12 protein-coding genes are annotated in these 13,838 nt (G+C 60.1%); 9 read left to right on the plus strand and 3 right to left on the minus strand.

The genetic code is table 11. The annotated features are described in order from the left end of the window. The first annotated feature begins 8 nt into the window (after positions 1-8). From RBH10_RS04805 to RBH10_RS04820, 4 genes are all read left to right on the plus strand, one after another. Complete coding sequence (locus tag RBH10_RS04805) at positions 9-1,196, plus strand: ATP-grasp domain-containing protein (protein WP_281038716.1); 1,188 nt, start codon at positions 9-11, stop codon at positions 1,194-1,196. 69 nt (positions 1,197-1,265) lie between these two features. Continuing rightward, on the plus strand, positions 1,266-2,252 hold the full coding sequence (locus RBH10_RS04810) for a polysaccharide deacetylase family protein (RefSeq protein ID WP_281038717.1): 987 nt from the start codon (positions 1,266-1,268) through the stop codon (positions 2,250-2,252). Between the two features lie 160 nt (positions 2,253-2,412). Beyond that, entirely contained in the window at positions 2,413-3,453 is a 1,041-nt protein-coding gene (locus RBH10_RS04815) for a four-carbon acid sugar kinase family protein (RefSeq protein WP_281038718.1), read from the plus strand. 4 nt (positions 3,454-3,457) lie between these two features. After that, positions 3,458-4,165 carry a FadR/GntR family transcriptional regulator gene (locus RBH10_RS04820; protein WP_045019890.1) on the plus strand — a complete coding sequence of 236 codons (708 nt, stop codon included), beginning with the start codon at positions 3,458-3,460 and terminating at the stop codon, positions 4,163-4,165. 47 nt (positions 4,166-4,212) lie between these two features. Here the strand turns inward: RBH10_RS04820 and RBH10_RS04825 are convergent, their stop codons facing one another. Genes RBH10_RS04825 through RBH10_RS04835 form a run of 3 tightly spaced genes read right to left on the minus strand, consistent with a single transcriptional unit; the run spans position 4,213 to position 7,486 of the window. Continuing rightward, complete coding sequence (locus tag RBH10_RS04825; protein WP_281038719.1) at positions 4,213-5,340, minus strand: iron-containing alcohol dehydrogenase; 1,128 nt, start codon at positions 5,338-5,340, stop codon at positions 4,213-4,215. Continuing rightward, positions 5,337-6,293 (minus strand): 4-hydroxythreonine-4-phosphate dehydrogenase PdxA, encoded by a 957-nt coding sequence (pdxA, locus tag RBH10_RS04830; protein WP_281038720.1) that lies wholly within the window; start codon positions 6,291-6,293, stop codon positions 5,337-5,339. Before pdxA ends, RBH10_RS04825 begins: the two co-directional genes overlap by 4 nt. Beyond that, positions 6,290-7,486: an exo-alpha-sialidase gene (locus RBH10_RS04835; RefSeq protein ID WP_281038721.1), complete on the minus strand. Its 1,197-nt coding sequence runs from the start codon at positions 7,484-7,486 to the stop codon at positions 6,290-6,292. Before RBH10_RS04835 ends, pdxA begins: the two co-directional genes overlap by 4 nt. A gap of 323 nt (positions 7,487-7,809) precedes the next feature. Here RBH10_RS04835 and RBH10_RS04840 point away from each other — a divergent pair, with 323 nt between their 5' ends. The 5 genes from RBH10_RS04840 to RBH10_RS04860 all read left to right on the plus strand — a co-directional run bounded on the left by RBH10_RS04840 (position 7,810) and on the right by RBH10_RS04860 (position 13,760). After that, complete coding sequence (locus tag RBH10_RS04840; protein ID WP_281038722.1) at positions 7,810-9,318, plus strand: ABC transporter substrate-binding protein; 1,509 nt, start codon at positions 7,810-7,812, stop codon at positions 9,316-9,318. 76 nt (positions 9,319-9,394) lie between these two features. Continuing rightward, a complete protein-coding gene (locus RBH10_RS04845) occupies positions 9,395-10,309 on the plus strand; it encodes an ABC transporter permease (RefSeq protein ID WP_003511517.1) in 915 nt (304 codons plus the stop codon). A 13-nt stretch (positions 10,310-10,322) separates the two neighbouring features. Beyond that, positions 10,323-11,246, plus strand: coding sequence for an ABC transporter permease (locus RBH10_RS04850; RefSeq protein ID WP_281038723.1), 924 nt, complete (start codon positions 10,323-10,325; stop codon positions 11,244-11,246). Further along, complete coding sequence (locus RBH10_RS04855) at positions 11,239-12,882, plus strand: ABC transporter ATP-binding protein (RefSeq protein ID WP_281038724.1); 1,644 nt, start codon at positions 11,239-11,241, stop codon at positions 12,880-12,882. Before RBH10_RS04850 ends, RBH10_RS04855 begins: the two co-directional genes overlap by 8 nt. Beyond that, complete coding sequence (locus RBH10_RS04860) at positions 12,879-13,760, plus strand: dihydrodipicolinate synthase family protein (protein ID WP_281038725.1); 882 nt, start codon at positions 12,879-12,881, stop codon at positions 13,758-13,760. The genes RBH10_RS04855 and RBH10_RS04860 overlap by 4 nt, the downstream gene beginning before the upstream one ends. Positions 13,761-13,838 lie beyond the last annotated feature (78 nt).

The following is a 13,838-nucleotide window of genomic DNA, read 5'->3' on the forward strand; positions in this document are numbered from 1 at the left end:
ATCAGGCTGTGACCATTCCAGGTGTTGTTATTGTTGGTGGCGCTCACGGCACGCTTGCCCTTGCCCGCAGCCTTGGCGCCCTTAATGTGCCCGTGCACTATCTCACTCATGATTCACCCCTGCCGGGCTGGTCGCGTTTCGTGAAGGAAACGATCCGCTGGGCCGGTCCGCATGATGCGGGGGCAATGGCGTTTTTGCGCGACATGGCGGAGAAGCATCATCTGAAAGGTTGCCTTCTGGTGCCGTCGGGGGATGGTGAGGTTCAGCTCGTTTCGCAACATCGCGAAGAGCTTTCCGCCCTTTATAAGATCGTCCTGCCGGACTGGGCGTCCCTGCAATGGATCTGTGAGAAACCGCTGCTCTACAAACGCGCGGCGGAGCTCGGTGTCAGTTTCCCCCGGACATATGCTCTGACATCGGCCACGGATATCGATGTGTTGGACGTGACGTTTCCCGTTATCCTCAAGCCGAATATGGGTGGTGGCGACACCGCGATCTCCCGGGCAAAGGTTATTCGCGCCGATGACAGGCAGGCGCTGAGAAAGGCTTTTGCCGATGCGAGCGGCGAGATCGGCGCGGATAATGTCGTCGTGCAGGAACTCATTCCCGGCGGGGGAGAAAGCCAGTTTTCCTATGCGGCGCTCTGGCGGAACGGAGAGCCGGTTGCCGAATTCACCGCCCGGCGCGCGCGCCAATATCCCGTCGATTTCGGTTATACCAGCACCTGCGTCGAGGTTGTCGACAACCGGCAAGCGATCGATGCGGCCCGGAAAATATTGAAATCGGTCGGCCACAGTGGGCTGGTCGAGGTGGAATTCAAACGGGACGGCAGGGATGGATCGCTGAAACTTCTCGATGTCAATCCGCGCCCGTGGTCCTGGTTCGGCCTGTGTTCGGCCGCCGGCATCGATCTTGGCGCCCTGCTGTGGCGGGTCGCCAATGACACGCCGACCGGCGAGACCTTCGATGCGCGGCAAGGTGTGTCCTGGTCCTATCTTGTCCGTGATGCCATTGCCGCGTTCACATTGAACCGGCGGGGGCAGGCAGGCATTGGCGACTATGTCGCCTCTTTGCGCAAAATCCGCAGCTGGGCGGCTTTTGCGGCGAACGACCCCTTGCCGGGCCTGATCGACCTGCCGCTCACGGTCTGGAGAGTTATCAAAAAACGGGTTTTGCCCGGTCTGAAGTTACGGTAATCGGCAATGGTGTTTTTGCGGTCGGTAAAACGCTCCCTGAAATACGGGGTCATAAGGGCGGGGCTTGAGGTGGCTTCACTGCCGGCGGTTCGCGCGACTTTTCCGTCCTTTGCCGGGCGTGGTGTGATCTTCACGCTGCACCATGTTCGCCCGGACGAGGAGGTGTCTGCTTTTGCGCCGAATGCGCACTTGTCCATCACGCCGCAATTTCTGGAAGAGGCGATAGAGGCCGCACTTGAATGTGGTCTCGTTCCTGTTCATCTGCACGATCTGCCGGGCTTGCTCGCCGATAATTCCGATAAGCGGACGTTCTGCGCCTTCACGCTCGACGACGGTTACCGTAACAATGCCGAACATGCCGCGCCGATCTTCCGCAAATACGGCGTTCCCTACACGATTTTCATTACGCCGGGTTTTGTCGAGCGGACGCGTAGCATGTGGTGGGAAACTGCCGCCGCGCTGATAAGACAAGCCGCGTCGTTCGAATTCGATTTCGGGGCGGGGCCGGAACAGGTGAAATCCGCCAGCCTTTCGCAAAAAGCGGCGGCATTTGCGCGTCTTGAAACCTTCGTCCAGGGTTTCGCAGAGGATGAGGCCGTGGAGAGGATCGATAGTGCCGCGAGGCAAAGGGGCATCGATCCGATCGCAATCGTTGACGAACTCGTCATGGACGCGGTGGAACTGAAGGCTCTGTCGAACGATCCTCTGGTTCATCTCGGCGCGCATACCATGACGCATGTGAATATGCGCAAGATCGATCCGGCGCGTTTGGTCTACGAGATCGATGAGTCGACACACCGGGTCGAGGCCTATGTCGGCCACCGGCCCCGGTCCTTTTCCTATCCCTATGGCTGGTGGAAAGCCGCCGGAGAGCGCGAGGCGAAGGCGGTGTTTGATGCGGGATTTCCCGTGGCAGTCACCACGCAGGCCGGTGTTCTCGGACCTCACAGTCTCGAAAAACCGATGCTGTTGCCGCGCGTTTCGCTGAACGGACGTTTTCAGAAAAAGCGTTTTGTCAAAGCGCTCATCTCAGGCCTGCCTTTCCGGTTCATCTAGCGACGACACCCTCCCTGCCATCTTCCGTTCATGATGACGCCACCCGCGGGTTCGGCTAATCGCTCGGCCGCGTTATTTTTGTTATTCACATCCATTTATCTATTGATTATAAATAAATTTATCGAAGGAAAACATTACAACTTTTCTTAAGGTTTCGCCCGTGCTGTTGATTTTTGCCGATGACCTGACTGGCGCGCTTGATGCGGCCGCTCCCTTTGCGGGACGCGGGCTTGCGACCGAGGTTGCAATCGGCCTCGACGGTGTTCCTGCAGCTTTGGCGGATGCGCCGACCGTCCTCAGTGTCAATTTGGGGTGTCGTGACGGTGACGCGGATGAAGCCCGCCGCCGCACGCAGGAGCTGCTGGCGCTGGTTCCGAGCGATACAATTCTATTCAAGAAAATCGATTCTCGCCTGAAAGGGCATATCGCCGCGGAAATGGACGCGGTTTCCTATCGGCATGCGCTTGTCGCGCCCGCCATTCCGGATTTCGGGCGTGTCGTCACTGACGGTGCCGTGTCCGGTTTTGGTGTCGACGACACCATTCCGGTCCATGAAAGGTTGGGCGGCCACGCCAGTCGCTGCACCATACCCGATACCCGCTCGCAGGCAGACCTCAGGGAGGCTCTGCTGGCCGGACGGGCAAACGGGGTTGATCTTCTGGTGGGCGCGCGGGGGCTGGCCGAGGCACTGGCCGAAATGATGACGGCGCGGACGATGCCGGAGACAGCAACCATTTCCGCTGGCAAGGGGCTTTTCGTCATCGGTTCGCGTGATCCCATCACTGTCGAACAAATTGAAGTCCTCCAGAGCGCCGGGTTGGCGTCGGTCATTGATGCACCCAATGGCGTCGTCCCGCTCCACGTAAACCCCGGTTCGGCATTGACGCTCATTCAGGCGACGCCAGGTGTGGACGATCTTTCGCCGGTTGAGGTCTCCGAGCGGCTGGCGCAGGGCGCCGTGCCGCTTTTCACGGCCGGGGTGGCCACGCTGCTTCTATCGGGCGGGGCCACGGCTGAGGCTGTGCTACGTGGCATGGACATTTCACGCCTGCGCCTTGTCGGCGAATGCCTGCCCGGTCTCGGTGTCGGCTGGGCCGGGAACCAATGTATCATTGCGAAGTCTGGCGGTTTTGGGCAAGCTGACACGTTGAAACGGATTGCGAAAATGATGCTTGGCGAAAATCACGCTGGAGAGAGCTGACCAGATGGGGCTGATGAAAGAAACGGCGCGCAAGGCACTTCCGGACATTATTTTCGAGAGAATGCACCGGGCCATCAAATCCGGTGCCTACAAGGCGGATGAGCGACTTCCGACCGAGCATGAACTCGCCATGGAATTCGAAGTGTCGAGACCGGTGGTCCGCGAGGCGCTACGGCGGTTGCGCGAGCAGGGGTTCATCTATTCCCGGAGAGGCTCCGGCAGCTATGTGCGGGCGTTCGGCCTGCGCGAGCCGCTGGGTTTCGGCCAGCTCGAAAATGTCGCGGATCTTCTGAACTGTTATGAATTCAGGCTGACGCTGGAGCCGGCAGCGGCCGCTGCTGCGGCTTTGCGGCACGATGGCGAGAGGCTGTCAGCGATAAAAAAGGCGCTCGAGCTGATGCGGGACGCCACCAATCGCCAGTCGCACCGCGAAGATGCCGACTATCAGTTTCACCTCGCCATCGCGCGGGCGGCAAGAAACAGCTATTTCTCCACCGCGATGGAGGCCCTGAAAGATCATATCGCGATGGGGATGAAGTTCCACGGCATGTCGGTTAAGCGTGAGGCATCCGGCCTTACGCGTGTTTTTGCCGAGCATGAGGCGATTGCCAATGCGATTGCCGATGGCGATGCCGAGGCCGCCCGTCAGCTGATGCTCCAGCACCTGACAGGATCGCGCGACCGCCTCTTCGAGTCTTCGCACACGGATTAAGGAACAAGCTGAAAGCCGATGCGCGTAACCGCGCACCGGATTTTCGCTCAGAAAGCGCGGCGGTAAATGCTGAGCACGTCCTCAAGGCTCATATCAACGGGATTGTTGTCCATCAGCCGACGGATTGCGTGCGCATCCTCGGCGTAACGGGGAAGATCGGTCTCGCTCGCACCGTGCTTGGCGAGCGACATTTCGATGCCGAGCCCAGCGCAGAAATCCGTTGCCGCCTTGCGAAGGTCATCCGGCGAAAGATGCTCGCGAAGCCCGAGCGCTCCGGCCACTTCTGCCGTTTTTGCCGAAACAGCAGGCTGGTTGAAAGCCAGAACATGTGGGAACACGATGGCGTTCGCCAGCCCGTGCGGCAGGTTGAGAAGCGTGCCGAGCGGATAGGCGATGGCGTGACCGGCCGCCGTATTGACCGGGCCAAGGCAGATGCCGCCATAATAGGAGGCAAGCATCATTCCTTCTCGCGCTTCAGTATCCGTGCCATCGCGAACGGCGCGCGCCAGATATTTGCCCACCAGCGCAAAACCCATGCGCGCGAAACCGTCGATCATCGGGTGGGCCTTGCGGTTGGTGAAGGCTTCCACGCAATGCGCCATGGCGTCCACCCCCGTGGCCGCCGTGACGGCTGGTGGCACGGAATAGGTGAGTTCAGGATCGAGCACGGCGAAATCCGCGATCAGGTAAGGGCTCTCCACCGCGATCTTGTTGCCCTTGACGGGATCGGTGATAAGCGAGCGGATGCCCGCTTCCGAGCCGGTGCCGGCGGTGGTGGCGATCTGCACTAGCCTTGTTTCGCGCCCGGCGACCCTGTTCGGTCCTGCCACATCCTCAAGCGTCTGGCTGGAATTCCACAGTGCCGCGACCAGCTTTGCCACATCCATCACCGAACCGCCGCCGAGGCCGATGACGAGATCGGGTCTGGCAGTGCGCGCTGCCGCCAGCGCTGCATCGAGCGTTGCCGTGTCCGGTTCGCCGGGAATGGTGTCGAAGACGGTGAAAGGGCCCTGCAATTGCAGCCGCTCGGCAAATTTCGCTGTCAGCGGTGTGGCTATCACCAGGGTGGACGCGGATTTGCCCGCCCATGCGCCGACCTGCGAAATGGTGCCAGCGCCAACGGCGAGCCTGCGCGGCTGGTGGATGAGAATGGAAGCTGTGGTCATGGTGCTCATCCCTTCGCGCTCTTGCCGGCCACGAGCTTGCGTGCATAAGCGATGGCCTCATTCATGTTGCCGTGGTTGGCGATGCCTTTTCCGGCAATGTCGAAGGCTGTGCCATGATCGACGGAGGTGCGGTCTATCGGCAGATCGACCGAGACATTGACGGCGGTATCGAAGGCCACGAGCTTGATCGGGATATGGCCCTGATCGTGATATTGCGCGACGACGAGATCGAAAGCGCCCGAATAGGCGCGGTGGAATACGGTATCGGCGGAAATCGGCCCCTGCACCTCGATGCCTTCGGCGCGCGCAGCGGCAACCGCCGGCGCAATCTGGTCGTCATCCTCGGTGCCGAACAGCCCGTTTTCACCGCAATGTGGATTGATGCCGGCAACCGCAATGCGCGGCCGCTCGTAACCGATGCGCTTCAGGTGGGCGTTACCGGCGCGGATGGTTGCCAGAACCCGCTCCGTCGTCGCCCGGCGAATGGCTTCCTGCAGGGAAACATGGGTCGAGACGTGAATGACCTTCAGCCGTTCGGAGGCGAGCAGCATATAGGCCGCCGAAGAGCCGGTCAGGCTGCGCAGCATGCCGGTGTGCCCGTCATAATGGTGGCCCGCAAGGTTCAGGGCCTCCTTGTTGATCGGCGCGGTGACGATGCAGCCGATTGCGCCCGCTTCGGCATCGCGAACGGCCTTTTCGATGAAACGGAAAGCGGCGTCTCCGGCCACCGGCGAGAGCGTACCCCAGGGCAGCGGTGCGCCTTCTATCGACAGGTCGATGACGTGGGGGGCAAGATCGATGTCAATGCTGAGCGCACCTCGTGCTGCTTCCAGCGTGGCGAGGTTTCCGTAAATCCGCGTCGCAGCGCGATCCGAAGCCGACATTTCCGAAAGCGCGCGGACGGTGATTTCCGGGCCGACGCCGCAGGGGTCACCCATGGTGATGCCAATGATATTGCTCATCTTTCTCTCCCGTTCTTGGCGTCGGCCCAGCCGGGCGCCAGCCGGACATATTTGATTGCGCGACGATGGTAGGTGTAGCTTGCGTGCAACGTACCGTCCGGCGCTTCCAGAAGCCATGGATAGGACATTTCCAGATTGCGACCGTCGGTCGAGTCGTTCGACAGGCAGGTGCCCGGCCCGTCCTCGATCAGGATCCGGGAGGGGAAACTGCGCCCGTCGTCATCGGACAGGCAGATGGAGACCGGCGCGCGCGGCACGCCCCAGACGGGTATGCATCCGCCGCTCGGATCGGCATCGGGCCTGTTGTCTTCCTCTCCCAGCTCGTCATAAAGCGAAGCGCGGCGGTCGCTCGATTGGGCGGCGTTGACGGGGTTGCAGATCATCGCCAGCCTGCCGTCACCGAGCCTGATCGCGGCGATGGAGGAATTGTTGTTCGGCACGTCGGTCGGCTGCGGCTGCGACCATGAGCGACCACCATCGGCGCTTTCCGTGCGATAGACGAAATCGGCCTGTCGGCGGCGGAAAAAAGCGTAGTAACGCTCATCCTCCCCCGCAACCGGACTCATATGCACGCAGCCGGTCGAGCCCGCCAGCTCTTCCAGTTGCCATGTGGCGCCATTGTCCTTCGATATGCCGAGCGCTGCCGTATCGTGACTGCCGTTCCATTTCTGGCCGGGACGCTGGACGCAGCGGAAGATCGGCAGCAGCCATGCGCCGTCGTCGCGGATGCGCAATGGCGCGCGGATGAAGCAACCTTTCGGAAGATCGAGAAAACGCCCCTCTTCTGAGATGAGCTTTTCCGGTGCCGCAGCGTCGCGGCGGATTCGCGCCATGCGGATGCGGCATTCGTCCTGATTGCCGGAGGGCTGGGAGGTGTGAAACAACCAGAGAACACCGTCCGGAGCGTTGAAAAGAACCGGGTTCTGTTCGGAATGGGCAGGGTCGTGGCTCAGGCATTGCGGCGCGCCCCAGCTCGTTGCGCTGGGTATCAACACGGATGCGAAGATCGAAATATCCGATTTTCCCTCCAGCGTGCCGCCGAACCATGCGCATAGCAAAGTTCCATCATCCATGAGGTGCAGGAAGCTCGCATGGTTCTGGATCATGGGCGACGGCAACAATGCTTCATGCCGGTTTTCCGAAACGGTGTGGATCGCTCCGGTCATAGCGTAAGCGATGTCATCAGGGGTCATCGTGGTCTCCTCTTGCCCGATGAAAATGACATATTCGAAAAGTTGTCAAGTTTATTTGATTAAAAAATTCGGCGAAAAATTTTCGTAACTGAGAGTTATTTCATTGTTTTATATTGATAATATCAAATATATTTTTGCGTATAAAAATTCGAAATGAAAAATAAATTGACAAAAAATGTTTGAGCGTCGATGCTCTGCTCACGGGTGGAGGAGACAATCATCCGCACGCCATGCTCCTGAATGAAGGAGACGGGATTTTTTTCGGAGACCCCTTGCGGCACGCCGCCATGTTGCTGAATTTCTGAATCTGGGAGGAGAACGGAATGAAGAAGTCACTGATTGCGGGCGCCCTTGCCATGGGTTGCCTCAGCGCCGCGATATCGCCGGCATTTTCGGCATCGGGGCCGATCAAGATCGTGCTGGCGGAAGAGGCGGACCTGCTCGAGCCTTGCATGGCAACCCGCTCCAACATTGGCCGCATCATTATGGAAAATGTCAGCGAGACGCTGACCGAGCTTGATGTGCGCGGCAAGAACGGTGTTCAGCCGAGGCTTGCCGAGAAGTGGGAGCAGAATGCCGACGGAAGCTGGCGTTTCCACCTGCGTGAAGGCGTGAAGTTTTCCGACGGCACAGGTTTTGACGCAAAGGACGTCAAGCACAGCTTCGAACGCATCATGAGCGACAAGAATGCCTGCGAATCCCGTCGTTATTTCGGTGGCATGACCGTTACCCCCACGATCGTCGACGAACACACGATCGATTTCAAGACTGAGCCGGCCCAGCCCATTCTGCCGCTGTTGATGTCGCTCGTCACCATCGTGCCTGAAGAAACCAAGATGGAATTCATCCGCGAGCCGGTCGGTACCGGCCCCTACAAGCTGACCAACTGGACGCCGGGTCAGCAGATTGTTCTGACCGCACGCGACGATTATTGGGGTTCCAAGCCGCAGGTGACGGAAGCGACCTATCTTTTCCGCGCCGATCCTTCGGTTCGCGCCGCCATGGTGCAGACCGGTGAAGCCGATCTTTCGCCTTCCATTTCCCAGCTCGATGCTACGAACGCAAAGACCGACTTCTCCTATCTCGACAGTGAAACGGTCTATATGCGTCTCGACCACAACATCGCGCCGCTGAACGACGTTCGGGTGCGCCGCGCGCTCAACCTCGCCATCGACCGGCAGGCCTTCCTCGGTACACTGGTACCCGAAGGTGCCGTGCTGGCTACGGCGCTCGTTCCGCCGACCACGCTTGGCTGGAACCCGGACGTCAAGGTTTTCCCCTATGATCCCGCGGCCGCAAAGAAGCTGCTTGAGGAAGCCAAGGCTGCCGGCGTGAAGGTGGATACGCCGATCACCATCATCGCCCGCACCGCGAACTTCCCCAACGTCACCGAGATCATGGAGGCGATCCAGCAGCAATTGCAGGAAGTCGGCTTCAAGATAGACCTGAAATTCGTGGAAGTGGCCGAGCACGAAAGCTACTATTCCAAGCCCTTCAAGGAAGGCCGCGGACCGCAGATCGTTGCCGCCATGCACGACAATTCCAAGGGCGACCCGTCCTTCACCATGTTCTTCAAATATGCGACCAAGGGTACGCAGTCCGGCTTTTCGGATCCCAAGGTGGATGATTTGATCGAACGCGCCTCCGCAGCCGTGGGTGATGAACGCGCCAAGCTCTGGTCCGAGCTCATCGCTTACCTGCATGACGACGTGGTTGCGGATGTGCTGCTGTTCCACATGGTCGGCTTCTCCCGCGTCTCGGAGCGCCTGGACTTCAAGCCGACCATCGCCACCAACTCGATGCTGCAGCTTTCGGAAATCGGCATCAAATAAAGCCGGTCTCTTATGAGCCAAAGAGCGGCGGCAGGGTGAAAGCCTTGCCGCCCGCGTTGAAAAACCGGAGGCAATCATGCTGAGCTTCATCCGAAAACGTTCCGTTGCGAGCCTGATCTCCCTGATCGGCCTCATCGTGATGGTTTTCTTCCTGTCCCGTCTGACGGGGGACCCGGCCGCGCTGTTCCTGCCGGTGGAAGCGTCTGAGGAATTGAAGCAGCAGTTTCGCGCATTGCATGGCCTGAATGACCCGCTGATGGTGCAGTTCCTGCGTTATGCTGGCGATGTGATGACGGGTGATCTCGGAGAATCGCTCCGAAAAGCCCGCCCGGCGCTGGATGTTGTGCTGGAGGCTTTCGTCTGGACCCTGTGGCTTGCGGTCATCACCATGTCGCTGGTCACCACCGCCGCAATCGTCGTTGGTTCGCTTGCAGCTTTCCGCTCCGGCGGGTTTTTCGACCGCATGGCCTCGACCATCTCGCTCATCGGCGCCTCGGTGCCGGATTTCTGGCTGGCGATCGTGGCGATCGTGGTGTTTTCGGTCAATCTCGCCTGGCTGCCCACCTCAGGCACGGGCTCTGTGCTGCACTGGATATTGCCGATCTCGGTCCTGTTCGTGCGCCCCTTCGGCATCATCGTGCAGGTGGTGCGCGGCTCGATGATCGGCGCTCTGTCTTCTGCCTATGTCAAAACGGCACGCGCCAAGGGCGTGAAATCGGGTCCCATCATCTTCATCCATGCCCTGCGCAACGCCATGCTGCCGGTCATCACCGTCATCGGCGATCAGGCGGCAAGCCTTCTTAACGGCGCGGTTATCGTCGAAACCATCTTTGGTTTTCCGGGCGTCGGCAAGCTGATGATCGATTCCATTCTTCAGCGCGATTTCAACGTCGTGCTGGCCGCCATTCTGGTGACCGCGCTTGCGATCTTCCTGATGAATCTTCTGATCGATATCGCCTATGCGCTTCTCGATCCGCGTATCCGGCACTGAGGAGACGTCAATCATGAGCCTTTCGAACACCGATACCCAGATCATTCATGAGCCATCCTTCGCAACGCGCATGCTGCGCATGTTGTGGGCGGATAAATTCGCGCTCTGCGCCGCGATCTTCCTCATCGCCGTCATTATTCTCGCCTTTGTCGGCCCGGCATGGCTCGGCGATCTGGCGACCAAACAGAACCTGCGCGGACGCAACCTCGCCCCGTTCGACTGGCAGCGCGAATGGTATTTCTGGCTGGGGGCGGATGCGCTTGGTCGCCCACTGTTGGCACGCATCGTCGCCGCCACGCAGAATACGCTGATGATTGCCGCTGGCGCCGTGCTTCTGTCCGCCGTCACCGGCACCGTGCTCGGCCTGATCGCCGGTTTTTCCTCCAACCGCGTCGGCCAGATCATCATGCGGCTTGCCGATGTTATCATGTCGTTTCCGTCGCTGCTGATCGCGGTCATCGTGCTTTATCTGCTCGGCTCCTCCATCCTCAACCTGATGCTGGTGCTGGCGATCACCCGGATCCCCGTTTACATCCGCACCACCAGGGCAGAAGTACTGGAGGTGCGCGAACGCATGTTCGTGCAGGCGGCGCGCGTCATGGGCGCATCGGGCAAACGCATCCTGTTCCGGCATATTCTGCCCGTGGTGTTGCCGACGCTGACGACGCTCGCGACGCTCGATTTCGCCTATGTGATGCTGGCGGAAAGCGCGCTGTCTTTTCTTGGCATCGGCATCCAGCCGCCGGAAATCACCTGGGGCTTGATGATCTCGCAGGGGCGGCAGTACCTCACCAATGCCTGGTGGTTGTCCTTCTGGCCGGGCCTTGCCATCATTCTCACCACCCTTTCGCTCAACCTGCTGTCCAACTGGCTGCGCATCGCGCTCGACCCCGTGCAGCGCTGGCGGCTGGAAATGAAAGGCCGCAAGCATGGCTGACCATCTTCTCGACGTGCGCAACCTTTCCGTGGAATTTCACACCGCAGGCGGTGTTGTCCATGCGGTGAAGGATATCTCCTACCATATCGACCGTGGTGAAACGCTGGCGATCCTCGGAGAAAGCGGCTCGGGCAAATCGGTGTCGTCCTCGGCCATCATGAACCTCATCGACATGCCGCCCGGGCGTATCAGCGGCGGCCAGATATTGCTTGATGGCAAAGACCTTTTGACAATGCCGACCGAGGCGCGCCGCGAAATCAACGGCCGGCGCATCGCCATGATTTTTCAGGACCCGCTCAGCCATCTCAATCCCGTCTATACCGTTGGCTGGCAGATCCGCGAGGCGATGACCACCCATGGCATGGGCAAAGCGGAGGCCGGGGCGGAGGCGAGGCGGCTTGTCGCACGCGTCGGCATTCCCGATCCCGACGGGGCGTTGAAGAAATACCCGCATGAATTCTCCGGCGGCCAGCGCCAGCGCGTGATGATCGCCATGGCGCTCGCGCTCCGGCCCGATCTCCTGATCGCCGACGAACCGACCACCGCGCTGGATGTGACCGTGCAGGCTGAAGTTCTTGCCCTGCTCAAGGAATTGCAGCGGGAAACCGGCATGGCCGTGCTCATCATCACCCATGATCTCGGCGTCGTCGCCGAAATCGCCGACCGGGTGGTGGTGATGGAAAAGGGCATGCTGGTGGAGGTCGGCACGGTGCGCGAGGTTTACCGCAATCCCCAACACCCCTACACCCGCAAGCTCATTAGCGCCGCTCCTGGCAGGGGTGAAATGCATACGCCGCAGGCAGCGGGCGAACCGCTCCTTCGTGTGCGCGATGTGCGCAAACGTTATGGGGCATTCGAGGCGCTGAAGGGCGTTTCCTTCGACCTTATGGCGGGCGAAACCATCGCCGTCGTTGGCGAAAGCGGTTCCGGCAAATCAACGCTCGCGCGCATTCTGCTCCGGCTCGACGAGCCGGATGCGGGTAGCGCCGAGTGGAAGGGGCGTGATCTCTTCCAGCTTTCGCCTGCTGAGCTTTTTGCGCTTAGACGCGATCTACAGATGGTGTTTCAGGATCCAACCCAGTCGCTAAATCTCCGCATGACGGTGTTCCAGTTGGTTTCCGAAGCCTGGGTGATCCATCCGGACATATTACCCAAAGCGAAATGGCGCGAACGGGTCGCGGAATTGCTGCATCAGGTTGGTCTCTCGCCGGAACATATGGGCCGTTATCCGCATCAGTTCTCCGGTGGCCAGCGGCAGAGGATTGCCATTGCCCGTGCGCTGGCGCTGGAGCCGAAGCTCATCATTTGTGACGAGGCGGTCTCGGCGCTCGACGTTTCGGTTCAGGCGCAGGTTATTGCGCTTCTGGACAAGCTTCGTCGCGAGATGGGCCTTTCTTTCATCTTCATCGCTCATGACCTGCCCGTGGTCCGGGATTTTGCCGATCACGTCATGGTCATGCAGCGGGGAGAGGTGGTGGAATTCGGCACCGTTCGGCAGGTTTTCGAGGCGCCGCGCGAAGCCTATACGCGTGCGCTCCTTTCGGCCAGCCTCGATCCCGACCCCGATATGCAGCCTATGCGTCGTCCGGCCGGTGCCGATCACACTATTGGAAATCCAAGCGGAGTTCTTTCATGACCAAACAAGCCTTCGTCGCGCTCGTCACCTGTTTCAACGAGGACGAAACCATCAATTACGAGGCGACCCGCGCGCAGGTGCGCCGCCAGGTGGCGGCCGGCAACAACATCATGTGCGCCGGCACCAATGGCGATTTCACCGCGTTGACGCATGGGGAGAAAATCCGGCTGACCGAAGAGGTGGTGGATGAAGTGGCAGGCCGCGCCCGGGTCATCGTCAATGCCGGCATGCCGGCCACTTTTGAAACCCTGCAACTCGCCAAGGCCTTCGACCGCATCGGCGTCAACGGTATCGCCGTCATCACACCCTTCTTCATCGCCTGTACACAGGACGGGCTGATCCGCCATTTTTCGACGGTGGCCGACGCCGTCGAAACACCGGTCTATCTCTACGACATTCCCGCCCGCACCCAGAACCACATCGAGCCGGAAACCGCCCGCAAACTCGCGACCCACGGTAATATCGCCGGCATCAAGGATTCCGGCGGCGCGCAGCAGACGCTTGAAGCCTATCTTCAGGTAGCAAAGGAGGTGCCCGGTTTCGAGGTCTATTCCGGCCCTGACCACCTCGTTCTCTGGTCGTTGCAAAACGGCGCCGCCGGCTGCATTTCCGGCCTCGGTAACGCTATGCCAGATGTACTAGCTGGCATTCTCAACGCCTTCAACGCAGGCGACATCGCCGAGGCCGAACGCCAGCAGGCAACCTATGCGGCCTTCCGCACCGATCTCTACGCACTCGGTTTTGCACCCGCCATGGTCAAGCGTTCGCTCTACCTTCAGGACCCATCCGTCGGCGCCAGCCGCCAGCCGGCGCTGCTGCCGGATCAGGAACAGGATCAAAGAATTCTTGAAATCTTGCGTCGGTATCAGCGGCTGTGAGGCCGCCGTCCGAATGTGACGCACACGGTTGAAGCCCGAGGCGTCACTTGGAAAATCTCTACAAAAATGGACAAATGC

Origin of the sequence: Rhizobium sp. AN73 (assembly GCF_030757975.1) — a bacterium.
Classification (GTDB): Bacteria; Pseudomonadota; Alphaproteobacteria; order Rhizobiales; family Rhizobiaceae; genus Agrobacterium; species Agrobacterium arsenijevicii.